Origin of the sequence: Pseudomonas sp. IT-93MI4, assembly GCF_949767635.1 — a bacterium.
GTDB classification, from domain to species: Bacteria; Pseudomonadota; Gammaproteobacteria; order Pseudomonadales; family Pseudomonadaceae; genus Aquipseudomonas; species Aquipseudomonas putida_A.
In genome coordinates this window covers 390,379-415,360 of record NZ_CATKPP010000022.1, presented here as the reverse complement: position 1 = coordinate 415,360, position 24,982 = coordinate 390,379, and the positions used below count along the sequence as shown (strand labels likewise).

The 24,982-nt window shown below is 61.1% G+C and carries 23 protein-coding genes; 12 read left to right on the top strand and 11 right to left on the bottom strand.

Annotated features, from left to right (window positions below; translation table 11 throughout):
• Positions 1–123 precede the first annotated feature (123 nt).
• From rho to ACM6I7_RS13685, 3 genes are all read right to left on the bottom strand, one after another.
• Entirely contained in the window at positions 124–1,383 is a 1,260-nt protein-coding gene (rho, locus tag ACM6I7_RS13695; protein WP_003229334.1) for a transcription termination factor Rho, read from the bottom strand.
• 247 nt (positions 1,384–1,630) lie between these two features.
• A complete protein-coding gene (trxA, locus tag ACM6I7_RS13690) occupies positions 1,631–1,960 on the bottom strand; it encodes a thioredoxin TrxA (RefSeq protein WP_003177349.1) in 330 nt (109 codons plus the stop codon).
• Positions 1,961–2,080: 120 nt separating this feature from the next.
• The gene (locus tag ACM6I7_RS13685; protein ID WP_097089549.1) at positions 2,081–2,788 is read right to left on the bottom strand and encodes a FadR/GntR family transcriptional regulator; all 708 of its coding nucleotides are present in this window, start codon (positions 2,786–2,788) and stop codon (positions 2,081–2,083) included.
• 256 nt (positions 2,789–3,044) lie between these two features.
• Here ACM6I7_RS13685 and ACM6I7_RS13680 point away from each other — a divergent pair, with 256 nt between their 5' ends.
• From ACM6I7_RS13680 to ppx, 5 genes are all read left to right on the top strand, one after another.
• Positions 3,045–3,830 carry a transporter substrate-binding domain-containing protein gene (locus tag ACM6I7_RS13680; RefSeq protein WP_096796124.1) on the top strand — a complete coding sequence of 262 codons (786 nt, stop codon included), beginning with the start codon at positions 3,045–3,047 and terminating at the stop codon, positions 3,828–3,830.
• Positions 3,831–3,852: 22 nt separating this feature from the next.
• Complete coding sequence (locus ACM6I7_RS13675) at positions 3,853–4,521, top strand: amino acid ABC transporter permease (protein WP_027610474.1); 669 nt, start codon at positions 3,853–3,855, stop codon at positions 4,519–4,521.
• Complete coding sequence (locus tag ACM6I7_RS13670) at positions 4,518–5,168, top strand: amino acid ABC transporter permease (protein ID WP_150370105.1); 651 nt, start codon at positions 4,518–4,520, stop codon at positions 5,166–5,168. The genes ACM6I7_RS13675 and ACM6I7_RS13670 overlap by 4 nt, the downstream gene beginning before the upstream one ends.
• Positions 5,155–5,892, top strand: a complete 738-nt coding sequence (locus ACM6I7_RS13665) for an amino acid ABC transporter ATP-binding protein (protein ID WP_096796122.1) — start codon at positions 5,155–5,157, stop codon at positions 5,890–5,892. Before ACM6I7_RS13670 ends, ACM6I7_RS13665 begins: the two co-directional genes overlap by 14 nt.
• A 234-nt stretch (positions 5,893–6,126) precedes the next feature.
• Positions 6,127–7,629: an exopolyphosphatase gene (gene ppx / locus ACM6I7_RS13660; RefSeq protein WP_027610472.1), complete on the top strand. Its 1,503-nt coding sequence runs from the start codon at positions 6,127–6,129 to the stop codon at positions 7,627–7,629.
• Positions 7,630–7,892: 263 nt separating this feature from the next.
• On the opposite strand, the gene ppk1 is transcribed toward ppx, so the two are convergent.
• Both ppk1 and hemB read right to left on the bottom strand, forming a co-directional pair.
• Entirely contained in the window at positions 7,893–10,118 is a 2,226-nt protein-coding gene (gene ppk1, locus ACM6I7_RS13655; protein WP_041072035.1) for a polyphosphate kinase 1, read from the bottom strand.
• A gap of 18 nt (positions 10,119–10,136) precedes the next feature.
• Positions 10,137–11,150 (bottom strand): porphobilinogen synthase, encoded by a 1,014-nt coding sequence (gene hemB, locus ACM6I7_RS13650; protein ID WP_097089544.1) that lies wholly within the window; start codon positions 11,148–11,150, stop codon positions 10,137–10,139.
• A 207-nt stretch (positions 11,151–11,357) separates the two neighbouring features.
• Here hemB and ACM6I7_RS13645 point away from each other — a divergent pair, with 207 nt between their 5' ends.
• Both ACM6I7_RS13645 and elbB read left to right on the top strand, forming a co-directional pair.
• Positions 11,358–12,008 (top strand): DedA family protein, encoded by a 651-nt coding sequence (locus ACM6I7_RS13645; protein ID WP_027610469.1) that lies wholly within the window; start codon positions 11,358–11,360, stop codon positions 12,006–12,008.
• A 279-nt stretch (positions 12,009–12,287) separates the two neighbouring features.
• On the top strand, positions 12,288–12,956 hold the full coding sequence (gene elbB / locus ACM6I7_RS13640; protein WP_027610468.1) for an isoprenoid biosynthesis glyoxalase ElbB: 669 nt from the start codon (positions 12,288–12,290) through the stop codon (positions 12,954–12,956).
• 138 nt (positions 12,957–13,094) lie between these two features.
• On the opposite strand, the gene ACM6I7_RS13635 is transcribed toward elbB, so the two are convergent.
• The 3 genes from ACM6I7_RS13635 to ACM6I7_RS13625 form a co-directional block, all read right to left on the bottom strand.
• Positions 13,095–13,550: a YaiI/YqxD family protein gene (locus tag ACM6I7_RS13635; protein ID WP_027610467.1), complete on the bottom strand. Its 456-nt coding sequence runs from the start codon at positions 13,548–13,550 to the stop codon at positions 13,095–13,097.
• Positions 13,551–13,658: 108 nt separating this feature from the next.
• A complete protein-coding gene (locus tag ACM6I7_RS13630; protein ID WP_414888726.1) occupies positions 13,659–15,554 on the bottom strand; it encodes an FTR1 family protein in 1,896 nt (631 codons plus the stop codon).
• Positions 15,555–15,640: 86 nt separating this feature from the next.
• Positions 15,641–16,540 (bottom strand): LysR family transcriptional regulator, encoded by a 900-nt coding sequence (locus ACM6I7_RS13625; RefSeq protein WP_414888725.1) that lies wholly within the window; start codon positions 16,538–16,540, stop codon positions 15,641–15,643.
• A 128-nt stretch (positions 16,541–16,668) separates the two neighbouring features.
• On the opposite strand from ACM6I7_RS13625, the gene ACM6I7_RS13620 reads away from it, so the two are divergent.
• The 5 genes from ACM6I7_RS13620 (at position 16,669) to ACM6I7_RS13600 (ending at position 21,445) form a co-directional block, all read left to right on the top strand.
• The gene (locus ACM6I7_RS13620; protein ID WP_103368178.1) at positions 16,669–18,048 is read left to right on the top strand and encodes a COG3014 family protein; all 1,380 of its coding nucleotides are present in this window, start codon (positions 16,669–16,671) and stop codon (positions 18,046–18,048) included.
• 241 nt (positions 18,049–18,289) lie between these two features.
• Complete coding sequence (locus ACM6I7_RS13615) at positions 18,290–19,684, top strand: COG3014 family protein (protein ID WP_414888724.1); 1,395 nt, start codon at positions 18,290–18,292, stop codon at positions 19,682–19,684.
• A 15-nt stretch (positions 19,685–19,699) separates the two neighbouring features.
• A complete protein-coding gene (locus ACM6I7_RS13610; protein WP_027610463.1) occupies positions 19,700–20,074 on the top strand; it encodes a YcfL family protein in 375 nt (124 codons plus the stop codon).
• A 36-nt stretch (positions 20,075–20,110) separates the two neighbouring features.
• Positions 20,111–20,698, top strand: a complete 588-nt coding sequence (lpoB, locus tag ACM6I7_RS13605; protein ID WP_003229365.1) for a penicillin-binding protein activator LpoB — start codon at positions 20,111–20,113, stop codon at positions 20,696–20,698.
• A gap of 3 nt (positions 20,699–20,701) precedes the next feature.
• Complete coding sequence (locus tag ACM6I7_RS13600; protein WP_047297243.1) at positions 20,702–21,445, top strand: hypothetical protein; 744 nt, start codon at positions 20,702–20,704, stop codon at positions 21,443–21,445.
• A 199-nt stretch (positions 21,446–21,644) separates the two neighbouring features.
• Here ACM6I7_RS13600 and ACM6I7_RS13595 read toward each other — a convergent pair whose 3' ends face one another.
• The 3 genes from ACM6I7_RS13595 to ACM6I7_RS13585 form a co-directional block, all read right to left on the bottom strand.
• On the bottom strand, positions 21,645–22,277 hold the full coding sequence (locus ACM6I7_RS13595) for a LysE family transporter (protein ID WP_027610461.1): 633 nt from the start codon (positions 22,275–22,277) through the stop codon (positions 21,645–21,647).
• Positions 22,278–22,479: 202 nt separating this feature from the next.
• Positions 22,480–23,061: a mechanosensitive ion channel family protein gene (locus ACM6I7_RS13590; RefSeq protein ID WP_098966213.1), complete on the bottom strand. Its 582-nt coding sequence runs from the start codon at positions 23,059–23,061 to the stop codon at positions 22,480–22,482.
• Positions 23,061–24,971 carry an ATP-binding cassette domain-containing protein gene (locus ACM6I7_RS13585; RefSeq protein WP_027610459.1) on the bottom strand — a complete coding sequence of 637 codons (1,911 nt, stop codon included), beginning with the start codon at positions 24,969–24,971 and terminating at the stop codon, positions 23,061–23,063. The genes ACM6I7_RS13590 and ACM6I7_RS13585 overlap by 1 nt, the downstream gene beginning before the upstream one ends.
• Positions 24,972–24,982: the final 11 nt, after the last annotated feature.

Here is a 24,982-nt window from a genome sequence, read left to right as displayed (position 1 = left end):
GTTTGTGGGTTGCCCGATCACAGACCTTACCAGATCAGGAACCTCCCATTGCCGGGGTAAATTTCATGCAAAAAAAAGGCGCCCCCCAAAGGGGCGCCCTTTTTATCGGTTCAACCGGCGATGTTACTTGCGCTTCATCGACAGGAAGAACTCGTCGTTGGTCTTGGTCGTTTTCAGCTTGTCGACCAGGAACTCGATGGCAGCCACTTCGTCCATCGGGTGCAGCAGCTTGCGCAGGATCCACATGCGCTGCAGTTCGTCGTCGGCGGTCAGCAACTCTTCGCGGCGGGTGCCGGAACGGTTGATGTTGATGGCCGGGAACACACGCTTCTCGGCGATCTTGCGATCCAGAGGCAGTTCCATGTTGCCGGTACCCTTGAACTCTTCGTAGATCACTTCGTCCATCTTCGAGCCGGTTTCAACCAGCGCGGTGGCGATAATGGTCAGCGAGCCGCCTTCTTCGATGTTGCGCGCAGCACCGAAGAAACGCTTCGGTTTCTCCAGGGCGTGAGCATCGACACCACCGGTCAGCACCTTGCCGGAGCTCGGGATCACGGTGTTGTAGGCACGGGCCAGACGGGTGATGGAGTCGAGCAGGATCACCACATCCTTCTTGTGTTCGACCAGGCGCTTGGCCTTCTCGATCACCATTTCGGCAACCTGCACGTGACGGGTCGGCGGTTCGTCGAAGGTCGAGGCAACCACTTCGCCGCGCACGGTGCGCTGCATTTCGGTTACTTCTTCCGGACGTTCGTCGATCAACAGCACGATCAGGTGAACTTCAGGGTTGTTACGGGCGATGTTCGCCGCGATGTTCTGCAGCATGATCGTCTTACCGGCTTTCGGCGGTGCAACGATCAGACCACGCTGGCCTTTGCCGATCGGGGCGCACAGGTCGATCACACGACCGGTCAAGTCTTCGGTGGAACCGTTGCCGGCTTCCATCTTCATGCGCACGGTCGGGAACAGCGGGGTCAGGTTCTCGAAGAGAATCTTGTTCTTCGCGTTCTCCGGACGATCGAAGTTGATCGTGTCGACCTTGAGCAGAGCGAAGTAACGCTCGCCTTCCTTCGGAGGGCGGATCTTGCCAACGATGGTGTCACCGGTGCGCAAGTTGAAACGACGGATCTGGCTCGGCGAGACGTAGATATCGTCCGGGCCGGCGAGGTAGGAAGCGTCAGCGGAGCGCAGGAAGCCGAAGCCGTCCTGGAGAATCTCCAGCACGCCATCACCGGAGATTTCCTCGCCGCTTTTCGCGTGCTTTTTCAGCAGGGAGAAAATCACGTCCTGCTTGCGCGAACGGGCCATATTTTCTATGCCCATCTGTTCGGCCAATTCGAGCAGTTCGGTAATCGGCTTTTGCTTGAGTTCAGTCAGATTCATATAGGAATGACGTAATCATTTATGGAGGGGGGGAATTAAGCTTTTGGCTTAATGAGGCCGCGCCGCGGAGAAGGCGACAGGATCGCGAACTTGTTCGAAAAGGAGTGCGTCGGCGACGGCTAGCAGGGGGCAGTGGAGAAACCAGTGCGGGGCCGAATGTACCACCTGAGTTTCGGAGCGTCTAGCCCTGAATACGCAAAAAGCCCCGCAAATTGCGAGGCTTTTTTTCGGCGATTTACTGCGACGCTTAGATGTTGGCGTCGAGGAAAGCAGCCAGTTGCGACTTCGACAGGGCGCCGACTTTGGTCGCTTCAACGTTGCCGTTCTTGAACAGCATCAGCGTCGGGATACCACGCACGCCGTGCTTGGCCGGGGTTTCCTGGTTTTCGTCGATGTTCAGTTTGGCGATGGTCAGCTTGCCTTTGTAAGTCTCGGCAATCTCGTCCAGAACCGGAGCGATCATTTTGCAAGGGCCGCACCATTCAGCCCAGTAGTCGACCAGTACAGCGCCTTCGGCCTTGAGTACGTCGGCTTCGAAGCTGGCGTCGCTAACGTGTTTGATAAGATCGCTGCTCATGGAATTCTCCAGGTTGTAAGCAAAAAAACGTGGCCCATCATAGCCGCCCTTCCCTTGTTCAGGAAGCCGCAGTTGATTGAGTCTTGCTATGGCACTCGATGAGTTTGGGTATAGCCCAAGTCACGCCGTGGCGGGGGCAATGAAGGAAATTCCGGTGCGCAGGGCGGCGTTGCGCACGTGTTCCTGCATGGCCTTCTGGGCCGCAGCGGATGCCCGGCGCGCCAGTGCACGAAGGATCTTGCGGTGCTCCTGCCAGGTTTCCATCGCCCGTTCGGCGCGGATGAACGGTAGCTTCTGGCTCTCCAGAAAGATCTCGGCGCTGGCGGTGAGGATGCTCAGCATCGCCTGATTGCCGCTGGCCAGCAGAATACGCCGATGGAATTCGAAGTCGAGTTTCGCCGCGGCCTCGAAGTCGCCGGCCTTCAATTGCTCACGCATCGCCGCGACGTTGTCCTCAAGCGCATCCAGGTCAAACGTGCTTAAGGTCACCGCCGCCAGCCCGGCGGCAAACCCCTCCAGCGCATAGCGCAACTGAAAGATGTCCAGTGGCGAGGCCTGCGCTGCGAACGGCCAGCCCGGCGCATTGTCACCCTGCGCAATGTCCACCGGTGCCTGCACGAACACGCCTTTGCCCGGCTGGATGCTGACCACGCCCAGCGCACTGAGCGACGACAGCGCCTCGCGCAACGACGCCCGACTGACCCCCAGTTGCACCGCCAGATCCCGTTGCGACGGCAACGCATCGCCCGCACCGAAACCCTGCTCAGTGATCAGTTTGCGTATGGCTTGCAGCGCCACTTCGGGTACGGCGCGGGAGATCGAGTTCATGGTTTTTCAGACGAGCCAGGCCAAGGTGCGGCTAGTTGTAAAGCTATTCGCCGGTTCCGGCAAGTCGTGCCCCAGCAGGGTTCGGCGCCCGCTGCCGGTGCGCTATCGGGGTGCGAAATACAACCTGACTGTTCAGACCAGTAAGACCGAACAAACCCGGCAAACCCGTGGCCTGCCGGGGATAAAACCGGGTATTGGCACGGCGCATGCTCTGTCCGATCGCAGAAATCACTTCCCGTCGATCCGGAGATTTGCCATGACCCTGCGTTACCGAGCCCTCCTCGCCGCTCTGTTTTCCAGCCTGATGCTGAGCCAGATCCCCGCCCACGCCGATGGCCTGGAAGACGTGGTCAAACGCGGCACACTGAAAGTTGCCGTGCCTCAGGACTTCCCGCCATTCGGCTCGGTCGGCCCGGATATGAAACCCCGTGGCCTGGACATCGACACGGCAAAACTGCTGGCCGACCAGCTCAAGGTCAAACTCGAACTGACCCCGGTCAACAGCACCAACCGCATCCCGTTCCTCACCACCGGCAAGGTCGACCTGGTGATCTCCAGCCTCGGCAAGAACCCGGAGCGCGAGAAAGTCATCGACTTCTCCCACGCCTACGCGCCTTTCTACCTCGCGGTGTTCGGCCCGCCTGATGCCGCCGTCACTACGCTCGACGACCTCAAGGGCAAAACCATCAGCGTCACCCGTGGCGCCATCGAAGACATCGAGCTGACCAAGGTCGCCCCCGAAGGCGTGACCATCAAGCGCTTCGAGGACAATAACTCGACCATCGCCGCCTACCTCGCAGGGCAAGTCGATCTGATCGCCAGCGGCAACGTGGTGATGGTGGCGATCAGCGAGAAGAACCCGAAACGCGTGCCAGCGCTGAAAGTGAAGCTCAAGGATTCGCCGGTCTACGTCGGCGTGAACAAGAACGAGCCCGCGCTGCTGGGCAAGGTCAACGAAATCCTCGCCACCGCCAAGGCCGACGGCGCGCTGGAGAAAAACTCGCAGACCTGGCTCAAAGAGCCGCTGCCGGCCGATCTCTGATCGGTCGCGCTGGAGACAATCGATGGCTTATCAGTTCGATTTCATGCCGGTGGTGCAAAACACCGACCTGTTGCTGCGCGGCGCCCTGTTCACCCTGGAGCTGACGGCGATTGGCGCGCTGTTCGGGGTCGGCGTGGGCATCGTCGGCGCGCTGGTGCGGGCGTGGAACATCCGCCCGTTCTCGGCACTCTTCGGCGTCTACGTCGAGTTGATCCGCAACACGCCATTTCTGGTGCAACTGTTCTTCATCTTCTTTGGCCTGCCCTCGCTCGGGGTGCAGATTTCCGAGTGGCAGGCGGCGGTGCTGGCGATGGTGATCAACCTCGGCGCGTATTCGACCGAGATCATCCGCGCCGGCATCCAGGCGATTCCGCGCGGACAACTGGAGGCCGCTGCCGCATTGGCGATGAGCCGTTTCGAAGCGTTCCGCCACGTGGTCCTGCTGCCGGCGCTGGGCAAGGTCTGGCCGGCCCTGAGCAGCCAGATCATCATCGTCATGCTCGGCTCGGCAGTGTGTTCGCAAATCGCCACCGAGGAGTTGAGCTTCGCTGCCAACTTCATTCAGTCGCGCAACTTCCGCGCCTTTGAAACCTATGCGCTGACCACGCTGATCTACCTGTGCATGGCGCTGCTGATCCGCCAGTTGCTGAACTGGATCGGCCGCCGCTATATCGCGAGGAGCAGCCAATGAGCGACTTCACCTTCTGGGACATCCTGCGCAACCTGCTCACCGGCCTGCAATGGACACTGGCGCTGTCGCTGGTAGCGTTCATCGGTGGCGGCATCGTCGGTCTGCTGATTCTGATCATGCGCATCTCGAAAAATCCGTTATCGAGCAATATTGCTCGCACCTGGATCGAGCTGTTCCAGGGCACACCGCTGCTGATGCAGCTGTTTCTGGTGTTCTTCGGCGTGGCGCTGGCCGGGATCGAGATCTCGCCGTGGATGGCGGCAGCCATTGCCCTGACATTGTTCACCAGCGCCTATCTGGCGGAGATCTGGCGCGGTTGCGTCGAAGCGATCCCCAATGGCCAATGGGAAGCCTCGTCGAGTCTGGCGCTGAATCCGCTGGAGCAGTTGCGCTACGTGATCCTGCCGCAGGCGCTACGCATCGCCGTGGCGCCGACCGTGGGCTTCTCGGTGCAGGTGGTCAAGGGCACTGCGGTGACCTCGATCATCGGTTTCACCGAGCTGACCAAGACCGGCGGCATGCTCGCCAACGCCACCTTCGAACCGTTCATGGTCTACGGCCTCGTCGCCCTCGGCTACTTCCTGCTCTGCTACCCCTTGTCGCTCAGTGCGCGCTACCTGGAAAGGAGACTGCATGCCTCTGCTTAGAATTTCCGCCCTGCATAAATACTACGGCGATCACCACGTGCTCAAAGGCATCGACCTGAGCGTCGAGGAAGGCCAGGTGGTGGCGATCATCGGCCGCAGCGGCTCGGGCAAATCGACCCTGCTGCGCACCCTCAACGGCCTGGAGTCAATCAACGACGGAGTGATCGAAGTCGACGGCGAATACCTCGACGCCGCCCGCGCCGACCTGCGCAGCCTGCGGCAGAAAGTCGGCATGGTGTTCCAGCAGTTCAACCTGTTCCCGCACCTGACCGTCGGCGAAAACGTGATGCTCGCCCCGCAAGTGGTGCAGAAAGTACCGAAGGCCAAGGCGGCCGAACTGGCGCGCAAGATGCTCGAACGCGTCGGGCTGGGGGAGAAGTTCGACGCCTTCCCGGATCGGTTGTCCGGCGGACAGCAACAGCGCGTGGCGATTGCCCGGGCACTGGCGATGTCGCCGAAAGTGTTGCTGTGCGACGAGATCACCTCGGCGCTGGACCCGGAGCTGGTCAATGAAGTGCTCGCCGTGGTGCGCCAACTGGCCAAGGAAGGCATGACGCTGATCATGGTCACCCACGAAATGCGCTTTGCCCGGGAAGTCGGCGACAAGCTGGTGTTCATGCACCATGGCAAGGTGCATGAGGTGGGGGATCCGAAGGTGTTGTTTGCCAATCCGCAGTCGGCGGAGCTGGCGAATTTCATTGGCACGGTGGAAGCAACAGCCTGAAATAGCCGCAGTGATGGGGCGGACGCCTTCGCGAGCAGGCTCGCTCCCACAGGGATCTCTGTTGGACCACTATGGTGAGTTCGCTGCAAAACCTGTGGGAGAGAGCCTGCTCGCGAATGGCCGCGCCGCGGTCTCAAGCTTTTATGCGCAGGATCAACGGTTTGAACCATGCGCGTTGGCGTCAGCGTTTGATCGTGGCACGATGGCGGGGTTATCGACCGAGACCCCCTGACCATGCCGCAATCCAAAGCCAAGAATCTGTCCCTGATCGCCGCAATCGACCTGGGCTCCAACAGCTTCCACATGGTCGTGGCCAAGGCCCAGAACGGTGAAATCCGCATCCTGGAGCGCCTCGGAGAGAAAGTGCAGCTCGCCGCCGGTATCGACGATGAGCGCCATCTCAACGAAGAATCGATGCAGCGTGGCCTCGACTGCCTCAAGCGCTTTGCCCAACTGATCAACGGCATGCCACTGGGCGCCGTGCGGATCGTCGGCACCAACGCCCTGCGCGAAGCACGCAATCGCCTGGAATTCATCCACCGCGCCGAAGAGATCCTTGGCCACCCGGTGGAAGTCATCTCCGGCCGTGAAGAAGCGCGGCTGATTTATCTGGGCGTTTCGCACACCCTCGCCGACACCCCGGGCAAGCGTCTCGTGGCCGACATCGGCGGCGGCAGTACCGAATTCATCATCGGGCAGCGTTTTGAACCGCTGCTGCGCGAAAGCCTGCAAATGGGCTGCGTCAGCTTCACTCAGCGTTATTTCAAGGACGGCAAGATCACCCCGGCCCGTTACGCCCAAGCGTACACTGCGGCGCGGCTGGAGATCATGAGCATCGAGCACGCCCTGCACCGCCTGACCTGGGATGAAGCCATCGGCTCCTCGGGCACCATCCGCGCCATCGGCCTGGCGCTGAAGGCCGGCGGGCATGGCACCGGCGAAGTGAATGCCGAAGGCCTGGCCTGGCTCAAGCGTCGTCTGTTCAAACTGGGTGACGTCGACAAGATCGACTTCGAAGGCATCAAGCCTGACCGTCGGGCAATCTTCCCGGCTGGCCTGGCGATTCTCGAAGCGATCTTCGACGCCCTCGAACTGCAACGCATGGATCATTGCGAAGGCGCACTGCGTGAAGGCGTGCTCTACGACCTGCTCGGCCGCCATCACCACGAAGACGTGCGCGAACGCACCCTGACTTCGCTGATGGAGCGCTATCACGTCGATCTGGAACAAGCCGCGCGAGTTGAACGCAAGGCACTGCACGCCTTCGATCAGGTCGCCGCAGACTGGGAGCTGGATGACGGCATCTGGCGTGAACTGCTGGGCTGGGCGGCGAAAGTCCACGAAGTCGGCCTCGACATCGCGCACTACCACTATCACAAGCACGGCGCCTATCTGATCGAGCACTCGGACCTTGCCGGTTTCTCCCGCGAAGACCAGCAAATGCTCGCCCTGCTGGTGCGCGGCCATCGCCGCAACATCCCCAAGGACAAGTTCGCCGAGTTCGGTGACGACGGCGACAAGCTGATCCGCCTGTGCGTGCTGCTGCGCTTCGCGATCCTGTTCCACCACATCCGTGGTACCCAGGCGATGCCGCAAGTGACGCTGCATGCCAAAGGCAACACCCTCGACGTGGAATTCCCGGAGAACTGGTTGGATGAAAACCAACTGACTCAGGCTGACTTTGGCCTCGAAGCCGACTGGCTGACGCGGGTGGGGATCGTTCTGACCGTGCATTGAGTAACGGGCAGGCACAAAAAAGGCGATCCTTCGGGATCGTCTTTTTATTGGGTGTTTGGCTTGGTTCAAAAGGGGTGCTTGAGATCGATCCCCCTCACCCCAGCCCTCTCCCCCAAAGGGGCGAGGGGGAAAGGGAGCCGATTTATGGGCCTTTCAAATCCTGAGTTCGACTCGAAATCTCAGGTCGATGTACCTCGAACATCCAACTCGGTCAGTCCCCTCTCCCTCCGGGAGAGGGTTAGGGTGAGGACGCTTTTAAGCTGTTAGCTGCTCACCGGCAGAATCGGGCTGCCCAGGCGTTCCAGCAACGTCGCCTGCGCGCTGCGCGGGTTCTGGTTGCCGGTTGGCGTGTTGCGGATGTAACGGCCATCCGACTGCAGGCTCCAGCTATGGGTGTTGTCGGTCAGGTACAGCTCCAGCTCTTTCTTGACGCGGGTCAGCAGCTTCTTGCCTTCCACCGGGAAGCAAGTCTCGACGCGCTTGTCGAGGTTGCGCTCCATCCAGTCGGCGCTGGAGAGGAACATCTGCTCCTCGCCGCCGTTGAGGAAGTAGAACACTCGGGTGTGTTCAAGGAAGCGACCGATGATCGAGCGCACATGGATGTTGTGCGAAACCCCGGCGATGCCCGGACGCAGGCAGCACATGCCACGCACCACCAGATCGATGCGCACGCCGGACTGGCTGGCCTTGTACAGCGCACGAATGATCTTCGGATCGGTCAGCGAGTTGAACTTGGCGATGATGTGCGCCGGTTTGCCTTCGACGGCGAACTGGGTTTCCCGGGCAATCATGTCGAGCATGCCTTTCTTCAGGGTGAACGGCGCATGCAGCAGCTTTTTCATGCGCAGGGTTTTACCCATGCCGATCAACTGGCTGAACAATTTGCCGACGTCTTCGCACAAGGCGTCGTCGGAGGTCAGCAGGCTGTAGTCGGTGTACAGACGGGCGTTACCGGCGTGGTAGTTACCGGTGCCGAGGTGCGCGTAACGCACGATCTCACCGGCCTCGCGACGCAGGATCAGCATCATCTTGGCGTGGGTCTTGAAGCCGACCACACCGTAGATCACCACCGCACCGGCCGCTTGCAGACGGCTGGCCAGTTGCAGGTTGGACTCTTCGTCGAAGCGTGCGCGCAGTTCGATGACTGCGGTCACTTCCTTGCCGTTACGCGCGGCGTCCACTAGCGCATCGACGATTTCCGAGTTGGCACCGGAGCGGTACAGGGTCTGGCGCACCGCCAATACATGCGGGTCTTTCGCCGCTTGGCGCAGCAGGTCGACCACCGGAGTGAACGACTCGAACGGGTGCAGCAGCAGGATGTCCTGCTTGCTCACCACGCTGAAAATATTCTCGCTGTTCTGCAGCAGTTTCGGGATCTGCGGGGTGAACGGCGTGTATTGCAGCTCCGGGTGGCTGTCCAGACCGGTGATGCTGAACAGACGGGTCAGGTTGACCGGACCGTTCACCTGATACAGCTCGGTCTCGCTCAGGTTGAACTGCTTGAGCAGATAGTCCGAGAGGTGTTTCGGGCAAGTGTCGGCGACTTCCAGGCGCACCGCATCGCCGTAACGCCGCGAGAACAGCTCGCCACGCAGGGCGCGCGCAAGGTCTTCGACATCTTCGGAGTCGAGCGCCAGGTCGGCGTTTCGGGTCAGGCGGAACTGGTAGCAACCCTTGACCTTCATGCCCTGGAACAGGTCATCGGCGTGGGCGTGGATCATCGACGACAGGAACACATAGTTGTCGCCCGGGCCGCCGACTTCTTCCGGAACCTTGATGATCCGTGGCAGCAGACGCGGTGCCGGGATGATCGCCAGACCGGAATCGCGACCGAAGGCGTCGATACCTTCCAGCTCGACGATGAAGTTCAGGCTCTTGTTCACCAGCAACGGAAACGGGTGCGTCGGGTCGAGGCCGATCGGGGTGATGATCGGCGCGATCTCGTCGCGGAAGTAGCGGCGCACCCAGGTCTTGATCTTGGTCGTCCAGTGACGGCGACGGATGAAGCGCACCTGATGCTTTTCCAGCTCCGGCAGCAGGATGTCGTTGAGGATCGCGTACTGGCGGTCAACGTGACCGTGCACCAGCTCGCTGATCCGCGCCAGTGCCTGGTGCGGTTGCAGACCGTCGGCACCGGCCTGTTCGCGAGCGAAGGTGATCTGCTTTTTCAGACCAGCGACGCGGATTTCAAAGAATTCGTCGAGGTTGCTGGAGAAGATCAGCAGGAACTTCAGCCGCTCCAGCAACGGATAGGACTCGTCCAGCGCCTGTTCCAGCACGCGGATGTTGAACTGCAGTTGCGAGAGCTCGCGATGGATATACAGGCTGCTGTCATCCAGGCCCGGGATCGCAATCACTGGCGCCGCCGCGACGGCTTCGGTAACCGGCGCGGGTGGCGCAGGCTCGAGTTCCGGCGGGGTTTCGGTGATTTGCTCCACCACCGGTTGAGCTTCTTTTACTGCAACTTCAGTGAGTCCTTCGGTATTCATCGAATGTTCCTGGGAGGGCTATTTCTGCTCTCGTAACAATTGAGCGGCGCGGACAGCAAAGTAAGTCAGGATGCCATCAGCGCCGGCACGTTTAAAGGCGGTCAGTGATTCAAGAATTACCGCCTCGCTCAACCAGCCATTCTGGATCGCCGCCATGTGCATGGCGTATTCGCCGCTAACCTGATAGACGAAGGTCGGCACTTTGAAGGCATCTTTTACCCGGAAAAGAATGTCCAGGTACGGCATGCCGGGTTTGACCATGACCATGTCCGCGCCTTCAGACAAGTCCGCGCCGACTTCGTGCAGCGCTTCGTCGCTGTTGGCCGGGTCCATCTGATACGAGGCCTTGTTGGCCTTGCCCAGATTCGCCGCCGACCCCACGGCATCGCGGAACGGCCCGTAATAGGCGCTGGCGTACTTGGCCGAGTAGGCCATGATCCGCACGTTGACGTGACCGGCCAGCTCCAGCGCCTCGCGGATCGCCTGAATCCGACCGTCCATCATGTCCGACGGCGCCACGACCTGAGCGCCGGCTTCGGCGTGGGACAAAGCCTGTTTGACCAGTGCGTCGACGGTGATGTCGTTCTGCACGTAGCCTTCTTCGTCGAGAATGCCGTCCTGCCCGTGGGTGGTGAACGGATCGAGGGCGACGTCAGTGATCACGCCCAATTCCGGGAACCGCTCACGCAACGCGCGAGTAGCACGTTGGGCAATGCCCTCGGGGTTCCAGGCTTCGGCAGCATCAAGGGATTTCAGTTCGACAGGCGTGACCGGGAACAGCGCCAGCGCCGGGATCCCCAGTTCGACCCATTGCGCCGCTTCTTCAAGCAGCAGGTCGATGGTCAGGCGCTCGACACCGGGCATCGAGGCCACGGCTTCGCGACGGTTTACACCATCGAGCACGAACACCGGCAAGATCAGGTCATCGACCGTCAGCACGTTTTCCCGCACCAGCCGACGCGAAAAATCATCACGACGATTGCGACGCAGGCGAGTGGCAGGGAACAGACGATTGGCAGGGGTAAAGCTCACGGCGGACTCCTGAGCCCGCGCAAACGGGCGAGCGTGACAGTTATAGACGGCCATTATGACCAACAGATTACAGTTGTGCGTACCCCGTGACATGTAGCCGCATTCCATTGTTAGCGTAGGAATTGTTCACGTCGAGACACATTTGGACACTTTCATGAATGTGTCCGAAGGGTTAGGCTGCGCGTTCATTTCGCCAGCACCCAGACAATGCTCCAACAATTTCTGCATGACTTTGGCTACTTTGCCTTGTTCCTCGGCACGTTCTTCGAAGGCGAAACCATCCTGGTGCTCGCAGGCTTCCTCGCGTTCCGTGGATACATGGACATCAACTTGGTAGTGGTCGTGGCGTTCTTCGGCAGCTATGCCGGCGATCAGCTGTGGTACTTCCTGGGGCGCAAGCACGGGCGCAAATTGCTCGCGCGCAAACCGCGCTGGCAGATGATGGGCGACCGCGCGCTGGAACATATCCGCAAACATCCGGACATCTGGGTCCTGAGTTTCCGCTTCGTTTATGGCCTGCGCACGGTGATGCCGGTGGCGATCGGCCTGTCGGGTTACCCGCCGGGACGTTACCTGCTGCTGAACGGCATCGGCGCGGCAATCTGGGCAACCGCGCTGGCGGCCGCCGCCTACCACTTCGGCGCGGTGCTCGAAGGCATGCTCGGCAGCATCAAGAAGTACGAGCTGTGGGTGCTCGGTGCGCTGCTGATTCTTGGCGTTGGTCTGTGGCTGCGCCGCCGCTTCAAGAATGCGCGACTGGCAAAACAGGTTTACGCCGATGAGCAAGCCGCAAAAGCGGCACTGCTGAATCAAGCCGAAGTGGCCAAACCTGCCGAACCGAAGACGCCAGCCGAATAACGCGCTGGCGCCTGGCGCACAGCCCTGCGCAAAGCCCGGGCTGGCCGGCTCTTTTAGTCATTTATCCCCTCTGCGCCAGCGGACTCCCGTTCGCCAGCGGCGTTCTCACGCCAAAAATCTCCTGCTCGTCACGAAGCAGGCAACCGCAAATAATGAACACCCCGCCGTTGTTGCGATCCATTTAGAAAGCGCTCCATGCAGGTGCAGCCGCCACTTGGGCCTATGGCAACGCACGACAAATTAGTGGACATTTAGCGCCATGAATCTGGAGAGAAACCCATGAGCAAAAAAGTTGCAGTGATCCTGTCCGGCAGCGGCGTGTACGACGGCGCCGAAATCCATGAAAGCGTCATCACCCTGCTGCGCCTGGATCAACGCGGCGCACAGGTGCAATGCTTCGCGCCGAACATCGCGCAATTGCATGTGATCAATCACCTGACCGGTGAAGAAATGCCCGAAACGCGCAACGTGCTGGTGGAGTCGGCGCGCATTGCCCGCGGCAACATCAAGGACATCCGCGAGGCCGACGTCGATGACTTCGACGCGCTGATCGTACCTGGCGGTTTTGGCGCCGCGAAAAACCTCTCGAACTTCGCCGTTGAAGGCGCCGGTTGCGCAGTACAGCCTGAGGTGCTGGCCTTGGCGGAAGCATTTGCCGAAGCGGGCAAACCGGTGGGCCTGATGTGCATCTCGCCGGCGCTGGCAGCGAAGATCTACGGCCCGGGCGTGACCTGCACCATCGGCAACGATGCCGACACCGCCACCGCGATGAACAAGATGGGCGCCAGCCACGAAGACTGCGCGGTGACTGACATCATTGAAGACAAGGCACGCAAACTGGTGACGACCCCGGCTTACATGCTGGCGCAGAACATCAGTGAAGCGGCTTCGGGGATCAACAAACTGGTCGACCGCGTGCTCGAACTGACTCACGAGAACGATGCCTGATGCGACCTTGATGAAGGTTTTTGTGGTGAGGGGATTTATCCCCGATGGCTGCGCAGCAGCCCCTTTGCATCTTGAAGCATTGGGCCTGCTGTGCAGGCCATCGGGGATAAATCCCCTCACCACAGGAATACGGTTGAATCAGGACTGACGTGCAAGGCGGGTGAGGATGCGGTCCAGCGCATTGGCAAACGCCTGCTTCTCACGCTCGCCGAACGGTGCCGGGCCGCCGCTGATCTGGCCCTGCTCACGCAGGTCGGTGAACAGGTTGCGCACCGCCAGCCGCTCGCCCATGTTCTGCGCGTCGAACTCCTTGCCGCGCGGGTCCAGCGCCGCCACGCCCTTCTTCACCAGGCGGTCGGCCAGCGGAATATCGCTGCAGATCACCAGCTCACCGGGCACCGCGTGCTCGACCAGATAATCGTCCGCCGCATCCGGGCCGCTGGGCACCACGATCAGTTTGACGATGGCCAGCCCCGGCTTGGTCTGCGGCTGCCCGGCCACCAGCACCACTTCGAACTGGCGCTTGAGGGCGAACTTCACCACCAGATCCTTGGCGGCCCGAGGGCAGGCGTCGGCATCGATCCATACACGCATGATTTTTTCCTCTTCAAAAAAGCATCGCGGGCAAGCCCGCTCCCACAAGGTTAACGCTAAACCTGTGGGAGCGTGGCTTGCCCGCGAATGTGAGCGCAGCGAATGCTGTTAAGCAGTGACCCGCTTCTTCTCCGCGATCCGACTCCGCCCGTACAGCACAACAATCGCCAGAATCGCCACGGCCTGAGCCGTCAGCGAATAGGCATCGGCGTGAATCCCCAGCCAGTCGAATTCAAAGAACGCCACCGGCCGCGTGCCGAAGATCCCGGCTTCCTGCAGCGCTTTCACGCCATGCCCGGCGAACACCACCGACAAGGCACAGAGCAGACCGGCGTTGATGCTGAAGAACAGCGCCAGCGGCAGTTTCGCCGAACCGCGCAGGATCACCCAGGCCAGACCGATCAGCAGCACCAGCGCCGTCGCACCACCGGCCAGCACCGCGTCATGCCCGGCGGGGCCGGCCTGCAGCCACAGGGTTTCGTAGAACAGGATCACTTCGAACAACTCGCGGTACACCGAGAAAAACGCGAGGATCGCGAAGCCGAAACGCCCGCCGCCGCCCACCAGACTCTGTTTGATGTAATCCTGCCAGGCCGCGGCGTGGCGCCGGTCGTGCATCCACACGCCGAGCCACAGCACCATGACGCTGGCGAACAGCGCCGTGGCGCCTTCGAGCAGTTCACGCTGCGAGCCGCTGACGTCGATCACATACGCCGCCAGCGCCCAGGTGCCAAGACCGGCGAGCAACGCCAGGCCCCAACCGATGTTGACGCTGCGCACCGCCGACTGCTGGCCGGTGTTGCGCAGAAACGCGAGGATCGCCGCCAGCACCAGAATCGCTTCGAGGCCTTCACGCAGCAGAATCAGCAGGCCGGAGATAAAGCTCAGCGACCAGCTCAGACCATCGCTGCCGAGCAATTCGGCAGATTCTTTCAACTTGCCCTTGGCTACGTCCAGACGCTGTTCGGCCTGCGCCACCGGCAAGCCGTCCTGCAACGACTGACGGTAGGCCATCAGCGATTTTTCGGTGTCCTTGCGCACGTTGGCGTCGACGTTATCCAGCGAGCTTTCGACCAGTTCGAAACCTTCCAGATACGCCGCCACCGACAGGTCGTAAGCCTGATCGTGATCACCGGCGCGGTACGCCGCCAGGCTCTTGTCCAGCGTGGCGGCGGTGTAATCGAGCAATTGCGCCGGGCCGCGTTTGACCTGCGGCGGTTGCGCGCGCTGGGCACGGAAGCTTGCGGCGACCTGCGGGCCTTCGGCGGCTTGCACTTCGGCCGGCGTCTGGCGTGCCAGATCAGCGATGTTGAAGGTCTTGTCGGACTTGGCCGCAGCCGGGTCGGCACTGAAACCGGCAATGTAGGTCGCCAGATCCCAACGCTGACGGTCGTCCAGTTGATCGGCGAACGCCGGCATGTCGGTGCCTTCAACGCCTTGGCCGAGGGTGCTGTAGATCGCGTACAGGCTCAGGTGATCGATGCGTGCGGCATCGCGCAGATTGGCCGGTGGCGGCGTCATGCCGAGCCCCGCCGGGCCGTCACCGGCGCCGGTTTCACCGTGGCATACCGAGCAGTTCTGCGCGTACAGCGGCGCGCCCCGGGTCGGATCGGGAGTGATGATCGGCGCTTGGCTGACTTCATATGCTACCGCCAGTTTCGCCCCCAGTTGTCGGGCCTGACGCGCGACCTCGGCGCCGTCCTGTTTCGCGGTGATGGCGGCGTGCAGCGCCTCGACACCCTGCTCCAGCTCAGCCTTCTCCGGTTTGGCCGGCAGACCGCCGATCAGCCCTTGCAGCACCTGGGTGAATTCCAGTTGCTCGCGGTATTCGCCGTCGTCGACGACCTTGCCCGCCTCGACCGTCGGCGGATAGTCGGCGCTGATGTAATCGAGCAGGTGCAGCGCCTGCGGGGCGCCTTCCAAGGTGTCGGCCAGCAGGTTGAAGCTGCTCAGGGCAAACAGCGGGAACACCAGCCAGGCCAGAAATCGGGACGCGGCAGTCATGAATGAGTCTCAAATGGAAATGCGAAGTTACATATTGTTCACTTCGAACGCTTTTCACTCAAGCTTTGTCGACATCTCGTGGCGTTTTAACGCAACGCTGCGGCGCTGTTGTGGTAGTGCTCAAGCATGAATTCAACGAACACCTGCACCTTCAGCGCGACGTGCCGGGCATGCGGATAGAGCGCGTAATAGTGGCGCTGCCCGAGGCTGTAGTTGGGCAGGATTTGTACCAGCCGGCCGCTGAACAGATCGTCCTGCACTGTGGCCCGGGTGAACGCGGCGATACCAACCCCGGCCAACGCGGCGGCGTGCAGCGAACTGATCGAATCGGCCTTGAACCGGCCCTGCACGCGCACGCTGGTGGTGAGTCCACGCGTATCGGTCAGCACCCAGTCACTGCCACCGGCAAACGCCAGTAACTGCTGCTCGGCGAGTTCGCGCACCTGGCGCACCAGACCATTGCGCGCCACATACACAGGCGAAGCCACCAGCAACATGTCCGAGACAGTCAGCAACCGCGCCACTATGGATGAATCGGCCAACGGCCCGCAGATACGCAGGGCCACATCGAAACCCTCGGCGATCAGATCGACGAAACGGTCATCGCAGGACAGGTCCACTTCAATCTCGGGATAGCGCTGCTGAAACGCCGGCAACCAGCTCGCCAGCTCCAGCGTACCGATGACCATCGGTGCACTGATGCGCAGCACACCGCTGGGGCTTTCATGTGCCTGCCCCACCGCCAGTGCGGCTTGATCGAGGCGATCGAGAATGTCCACGCACGCCGCGTAATACTGCTGCCCTGCCGTGGTCAGGCTGAAACCTCGGGTGTTGCGATTGATCAGCCGCGTGCCCAGCTCGCGTTCCAGCTGCTGCAACTGCCGGGAGATGGTCGAGTGAGTGGTGTCGAGGCGCTCGGCAGCGGCGCTGAACCCGCGACACTCGACGATGCAACGAAACGCGCGCATGGCTTGCAGTTGATTCATTAAAGCCCCGGATCTGTTGAGCGCTGAGCGCGCAAGCCTAGCGCAATCCTTGTCCACCCGGCAGCAGCAAAGCGCCCCTATAATGCGTCACCTCCGTGCTTTTGCCGTTCAAGGAAGAACCCGTCTCCATGCGCCATTGCCTGCCGCTCTACCTGCTGCTTAGCCTCATCATGCAACTGAGCGGGTGCGCCGCTTACCGCAATTACGATCAGGAAATGCAGCAGACCATCGATCAGATGGCGCAGGGCAATCTCAACGAAGCGCTTTATCTGATGGAGCTGCACAATCCTTGGGAAGACAAGGATCTGCTGTATTTCATGGAACGCGGCGCGATCCTCAGCGCCGGCACCAACCTGCCAAAAAGCCAGGAAGCGTGGCGCAGTGCTGACCGGATGATTTTTCAGCGCGAAGAAGCCGTGCCCTCCGCAGGCATGAAGTTGCTGACCCGCTTCGGCAACGAAATGGGCACGATGCTGGTCAACGACAAGCTGCTGCGCTACGAGGGTTACGACTACGAAAAAGTCATGCTGACCACCGAGATGGCGCTCAACCAACTGGCGGAAAACGATTTCGACGGTGCCCGGGCCGACATCAAGAAAACCCACGAGCGCGAAACCCTGATCGCCCGCCAGCGCGAAAGGCAATACGAAGAAGCTGAAGAGCAAGCCAAAAGCCAAGGGATCAGGCTGCATTACAAAGATTTGCAAGGCTATCCGGTGACCATCCTCGACGCTCCGCAAGTCATCGCGCTGAAGAATGGCTACCAGAGTGCGTTCAGTCATTATCTGGCAGGCTTCACCTATGAAGCCTTGGGCGAGCGTACGCTCGCGGCGCCCGGCTATCGACAGGCGATCGAATTGCGCCCGGGCCTGCGGTTTCTCGAAAACGCTCTGCGCAATCTGGACAAACCCGGGCCGACAGGCGATGAAAGCGAGATTCTGATCGTGGTCCAGGCCGGCTTCGCCCCGGCACGCAGTTCGGTGCAAGTGCCGATCCCGGTACGGCTGAACGAAAACCTGACGATTATCGCCCCGATTTCGTTCCCGGTGATGGTGCCCGACACTCTCACACCTCCGGTTCCAAGCGTGCTCGTGGATGGTAAACAATACCCGCTGACGATGATCAACAGCGTCACGGACATGGCCATGCGCACCTTGCGCGATGACATGCCGGCGATCATTTCCCGCGCCATGTTCCGCGCCAACATGGCCGCCATCAGCCAGGCGCAAATGAACGAGCGCGATCCGTCCAAGGCGTCGTTGGTGGTGACCGATCCTGATCCTTTTGAAGAGGCTGACACCCGAACCTGGCGCACGCTGCCGGACAAAACCCTGGTCGCCCGTCTGCGGCTGAAAAAAGGCCTGCACCGCGTGCGCTTTCCGTATTTTCGTGCAGAAGACGGGTTCACGGTACGCGTCGACCACAGCCATCAAGTGTTCAACCTGCGGGTATTCATGGGCCAGAACTATTACGTCGGATCCGCATTGGTCCTGCCCGAAACGCCATGAACGAAAGGTGTCAGATAATGCAGAGGAGTAATGGCACCAAACTAACAAGTGCGATTAAAAAGCTATTACATGGCCAGCATCGGCCGCTTATAATGCCGCGCCCGCGCTATCGCGATGCGGCATAAAAGCTCCTCTGGTTATGAGGAATTGGCAGGAGGCCAGCGCCACTGTCGATGGGTCACACCAGCCCGACCAGCACCGGCGGCTGATGCAGTTACTAGCTCAGGGAAGAAGTACCCCCATGGCATTGCGCACTCCCACCTTGATCGCGCTCAGCGCGGTTACTCTGCTGTCCGGCTGTTCGGCGTTTCGCAACTACGATTCGGAACTGGCCCAGACCAACCAGCAACTGGCCACCGGCAACGTCGACGCCGCGCTGAGCCTGCTGGAAAAAAACAACACCGGCCCCGACAAAGACCTGCTCTATTACTTCGAGAAAGGTGAGTTGCTGCGCGCCAAGGGCGACCTGTCCGGCAGCCAGAACGCCTGGACCAGCGCCGATCAGGTGGTTGGCCAGTGGGAAGATTCGGTCAAGCTCGACACCGGTAAATACCTGGCTCAGTTCGGCAGCTTCCTGGTCAACGACAAGGTGCGTCGCTACGAAGGCTACGACTACGAAAAAGTCATGCTGACCACACAGATGGCCCTCAACCTGCTGGCAGTCAATGACTTCGACGGTGCCCGCACCGCGATCAAGAAAACTCACGAACGTGAAGCGGTGATCGCCGACCTGCGCGACAAGGAATACCTCAAGAGTGAGGAAGAGGCCGAGAAAGAAGGCATCAAGACTCAGTACAAGGATCTGCAAGGCTACCCGGTCGCCAGCCTCGACGCGCCAGAAGTGGTCAGCCTGAAAAACAGCTACCAGAGTGCGTTCAGCCATTACCTGGCCGGTTTCGTCTACGAAGCCCTGGGCGAGAAAGACCTGGCTGCGCCGGGCTACCGCAAGGCGGCCGAACTGCGCCCGAACACCCCGCTGCTGGAGCAGGCGCTGGTCAACCTCGACAAGCCGAGCAAGTCCGACGACAGCGATATCCTGATCGTGGTGCAAAGTGGTCTGGCACCCTCGCGTGATTCGATCCGCGTGCCACTGCCATTGCCGATCTCCAACAACGTGGTGATCACTCCACTGTCGTTCCCGATCATCAAGCCTGACACCTCGACCGCACCGTTCGCGCAGATTGGCGTCGATGGCCAGCAAGTCAACCTGACCGCTCTCAACAGCACTACCGCCATGTCGCGCCGCGCCCTACGCGATGACATGCCGGGGATCATCGTCCGCACCACCGTGCGCGCAATCACCAAAGCTGTGGCGCAGAAGAAGATCAACGAAACCAACCCGCTGGCCGGTCTGGCCGTGGGTATTTCTTCAGCTGTGCTGGAAGGTGCCGATACCCGTACGTGGCGTACCCTGCCGGACAACACCCAAGTGGTGCGTCTGCGCTTGAAGAAAGGCGAGCACCAGGTCAGCCTGCCGAGCGCCGTCGGCGGTTCGTTGGTCAAGGTCACCGTCGATCAGCGTTATCAAGTGATCAGCCTGCGTGCCGTGGGCAATCAGGTATTTGCCGGCGGCGTCGCCGCCCATGTCATCCCGAGCGCCGGCGCGACCAACGTCGCCAGCCTCAAACAACCTTAAGAACGGAGTCTTTGCATGCGCTTGAAACTCTTCGCCGTCGCCGCTCTCGCCATCCTGGCCAGCGGCTGCGCCACCCCGCCACCACCGGAGCCGGGCAGCGCCGCGAGCAAGGTCGTGGCCATGGGCCCGCAGAAACACATTGCGGTCGGCGCCATGCGCGTCGCCCGTGAGAACGGCTTCATGACCGTCAATGTGCAGTTGACCAACACCCTCAACAGCAACAAGACGTTCTACTACCGTTTCGCCTGGCTCGGCCCGGAAGGTTTCCCGATCGCCGAGGAAGAAGTCTGGAAAAGCCAGATGATGTACGGCGCTCAGACCAGCTTCATCCAGGGCATCGCCCCGACCCCGAAAGCCGTGGATTTCCGTCTCGAACTCAAGACGCCTTAAGTCCGCCACCCTATTCCTGTTTTAGAGAGCATTCCCATGTTTGCACGCTTTTCCCTGATCGCTGTCCTCGCCCTGCTGGCTTCCGGTTGCGCCAACACCTCGCCGACCCTGGGCAGCAAGAACATCAGCTACGGCGACACCAAAGCGGTTGAAACCGTGACCAACGAATTCGGCTCGACCGACCTGCAAATGATCGCCGAATCGATGACCCGCTCGCTGGCCCAGTCCGGCATTCTGCAGGGCCGCCCGGTGGTGCAGGTTTACGACGTGAAGAACAAGACCAGCGAGTACATCGATACCCGCGAAATCACCACCAGCATCAAGACTCAGCTGATGAAGTCCGGCACCGCCCGCTTCGCCAGCGACAACACCGCGATGCAGAGCCAGGTCGACCAGCTCAAGCTGCAGAACCAGAGCGGCCTGTACAAGAAGAGCACCGTGGCCAAGACTGGCAACATGATCGCCGCCAAATACCGTCTGGAAGGTTCGATCAGCTCGATCGTCAAGCGCAGCAGCGACTACAAGGACGTCTTCTACAAATTCAGCCTGCAACTGATCGACGTCGAAAGCGGTCTGGCCGAATGGATGGACGAAAAAGAGATCCGCAAAACCACGGAGCGTTAATTGATGCGCGCATGGATTGGCATGATGGCCCTGGCTTGCGCGTTCAGCGTGCAAGCGGCCCCGAAAGTCGCGGTGACGGATCTGGCGTATCAGGAGCGTGTGGAGCAGTACATTCACATCGTTTCGGCGCAGAACAATTACCGCGAGGGTTACTACAGCTCCAGTGGTTCCTCGAACTACAACGAGCTGGAAGCGACCACCAGCTACATCGAACAAGGTGAGCTGCGTAAATTCACCGGCGACATCAAGGGCGAGATCCTCCGCACCGGCATGTTCCAGCTGGTGCAGGGCACGCCGTACACCGCGTCGTCCAAGGGTGACGTCTACGACGTGATCAAGCGCATCAAGGCCGGCAGCTTCAAGGGTGCCGACTACGTGCTGTTCGGCACCGTGTCGGACATCGACTTCACCCAGGACATGAACGAGCTGGCGCACACCGACAGCTACTCGGCGGTGCTGGGCCTGACGCTGGTGGCGGATTTCAGCCTGATCAACACCAAGACCTACGAGATCACCTCGGCCTTCACGGCAATGGGCGAAGCGCAGGACACCAAACTGGTGAACGGCCGCGACATCAAGATTTCGTTGAACCGCCCACGGGTGGTGCGTGAGGTATCGAAAGCGCTGGGTGAGGACGTGGCCGGGCAACTGAGCATGCAGCTCGGTGGCGGCGGTTACGAGCAGCCGCGTGAGGCGCAGCAGCGCAACAATCTGCCGCGTGATACCGCGCCGGTGATTTTGCACTGACCGGCTGAGTGAATAACTCTGTGGTGAGGGGATTCATCCCCGATGGACTGCGCAGCAGGCCCCTTCTTGTCAGGTCAAGAGCGGGGCCGCTTCGCGCCCCATCGGGGATGAATCCCCTCGCTACAACGGAGTTCACTGGAGAAATCAGTAGGAATAAAAAGGCGACCTCAAGAGGTCGCCTTTTTTGTGCCGGCAGGTTTTACACCGCCGCTTTACGCAACGTCGCCATGAATGCCGCCGCGCCAATGAACAGCCCGGCAAACGTGCGGTTCATGCGTTTCTGCTGCTGCGGTGTACGCAACAGGCGCAGCACCTTCGACGCCAGTCCGGTGTAGCCGGCCATGACAATCAGATCCACGCAGATCATGGTCGCACCGATCACCACATACTGAATCAGCAACGGTGCGTGAGGATTGATGAACTGCGGCAGCACCGCCAGCATGAACACCAGTGCCTTGGGGTTGCTGATGTTGACCAGGAAGCCGCGAAACACCAGCGCCAGAGGTTTGCCGATCGGCCGTACCGCCGCGTCATCGCTCATGTCCATGGGCAGCGCACGCCATTGCTTGATCGCCAGATAGACCAGATAGGCCACACCGAACCATTTGATCGCGTGGAATGCGGTGGCCGAGGCGGTCAGGATCGCGCCGACACCGGCGCCGACAATCGCAATCTGCACCGCCAGGCCGATCTGCAGGCCGAGGGCGTTCCAGTAACCGCGCCAGAAACCGTATTGCAGACCGCTGGACATCGACGCAATGGCGCCAGCACCCGGGGACAGACTGATCACCCAGCAGGCGGCAAAGAATGCCAGCCATGTTTGAAGCTCCATCGCACACCTCGACTCTGAATCGTGACAGACGTCAAAGCTAATGCGCTTTGGCGCGGATGACTACCGATTTTTGCTGGAGGGTTCGGGCGCGGCTGAGGGCCTCTTCGCGAGCAAGCCCGCTCCCACGTTGGATTTGTGTCGATCACAGATCCAATCTGGGAGCGGGCTTGCTCGCGAGGGCGTCAGATCAGACGCCCGAAGACTACTTCTCGAAACCGCTCGAAGGAAACACATCACTCCCGCGCCAGCGCCGCACCGAACGCTGGAAGAACAGGCTGTTCGGCACTTGCACCATGGCGCTGCCCGTCCCCAGTTCCTCTGCTTCGATCAACGTGGTGTAGAGCAGATTGATCGCCACCACCCGGCCTTTGACACCCGGCTTGTCGGTGGTGTCCACCAGCTCGACCACATCGCCGAGGCGGAACGGGCCGACGGTGAAGATCAGGATCGCGCAAAGCAGGTTCGACAGCACACTCCACATGGCGAAGAACGCCACCGCCGCCACCGCGACGAAACCCGACAGCGCCGTCCACAACACCGTGGCCGATACGCCGAGGCGTTCCAGCACAAAGATCAGCGCGCTGCCCATGATCAGCCAGCGCAGACCGCCCCGCAGGGGCATCAGCAACTGCGGCGGAAACGGATAGCGCTCGCCCAGGCGGGTGAGGAATCGAGCGACGACACGTTGAGCGAAGTAGCCGGCCAGCAGGATCAGCAGAATCTGCACGCCGAGCCAGATCGGTTCGACCCACACCGCCGGCAGCGGCAGCTTGAACGCTTCCATCAGGACAGCGCCTCCAGCTCCGCCTGCATGCTTTCCAGCGTTTCGAGTGCCTCCATCCACGCTTCTTCCAGCTCGGCTTCGCGCACTTTCAGCTTGGCCTGCTCTGCCAGCAGATCACGCAACTCGTTCTTGCGCGCCGGCTCGTAGATGTCGCTGTCACCGAGGCTGGCATCGACCTTGGCGAGTTTTTCGTGGAGCTTGCCCAGTTCGGCTTCGAGCTTGTCGGCCTCGCGCTTGTGCGGTGCCAGTTGCTGACGCAATGCAGCAGCGGCCTGGCGCTGGGCCTTTTTGTCGGTCTTGTCCGGGTTCACCGGGGTGTTGCTGACCGGCGCATTGCGTTGACGGTATTCCACCAGCCAGCGCGCGTAGTCTTCGAGGTCGCCATCGAACTCTTCTACCTTGCCGTCAGCGACCAGGTAGAAGTTGTCGGTGGTGCTCTTGAGCAAGTGCCGATCGTGAGACACCACCAATACCGCGCCGCTGAATTCCTGCAGCGCCATGGTCAGCGCCAGGCGCATTTCCAGGTCTAGGTGGTTGGTCGGTTCGTCGAGCAGCAACAGGTTCGGCCGTTCCCAGGCGATCAATGCCAGCGCCAGACGCGCTTTCTCGCCACCGGAGAAATTCAGCACTGGCTCGTCAATGCGTGCGCCACGGAAATCGAAACCGCCGAGGAAGTCGCGCAGGGTCTGCTCGCGTTCGGTCGGCGCCAGACGCTGCAAGTGCAGCAGCGGGCTGGCCTTGGCATCCAGCGAGTCGAGCTGATGCTGGGCGAAATAGCCAACCACGGTGTTTTCGCCACGGGTCAGGCGCCCGGCCAGCGGTTCAAGCTCGCCGGCGAGGTTCTTGATCAGCGTCGATTTACCGGCACCGTTCGGCCCGAGCAGACCGATCCGCGCACCCGGGGTCAGTTGCAGCTTGACCTTCTCCAGGATGGTTTTGTCGCCGTAACCCAGGCGCGCATCGGACAGGTCGATCAGTGGACTGGAGATCTTGGTCGATTCGCGGAACACGAAGTCGAACGGTGAATCGACGTGGGCCGCCGACAGCTCTTCCATGCGCTCCAGGGCCTTGATCCGGCTCTGCGCCTGACGGGCCTTGGTGGCCTGAGCCTTGAAGCGGGCGATGTAGCTTTCCATGTGCGCACGTTGCGCCTGCTGCTTCTCGTAGGCCTGTTGCTGCTGGGCCAGACGTTCGGCACGGGCGCGTTCGAACGCGGTGTAGCCGCCACGGTACAGGGTCAGTTTGCGCTGATCGACATGGGCCACGTGATCGACCACTTCATCGAGGAAGTCGCGGTCGTGGGAAATCAGCAGCAGGGTGCCCGGGTAGCTTTTCAGCCACTCTTCGAGCCAGATGATCGCGTCGAGATCCAGGTGGTTGGTCGGTTCGTCGAGCAGCAACAGGTCCGACGGACACATCAAGGCCTGCGCCAGGTTCAGACGCATCCGCCAGCCACCGGAGAAATCTCCTACCTGACGATCCATCTGCTCGTTGGTGAAACCGAGACCGGCCAGCAACTTGCGCGCCCGCGCATCGGCGGTATAGCCGTCGGCGCTGTCGAGTTCGGCGTGCAGGCGGGCCAGAGCCGTGCCATCGTGGGCCGCTTCGGCCACGGCGAGGTCACGTTGCACCTCACGTAGACGCAGGTCGCCATCGAGCACATAGTCGACCGCCAGGCGTTCGAGGGTGTCGACCTCCTGGCGCATGTGCGCGATCCGCCAGTCGGCCGGCAGCAGGCAATCGCCCGAGTCCGGGTGCAACTCGCCGCGCAGCAAGGCAAACAGGCTGGATTTGCCGGCGCCGTTGGCACCGATGAGGCCGGCTTTGTGGCCGGCGTGCAGGGTCAGCTCGGCGTCTTCTAGCAGACGTTGCGGGCCACGCTGTAAAGTCAGGTTCTGAAGTCGGATCATAATGGCGGCGG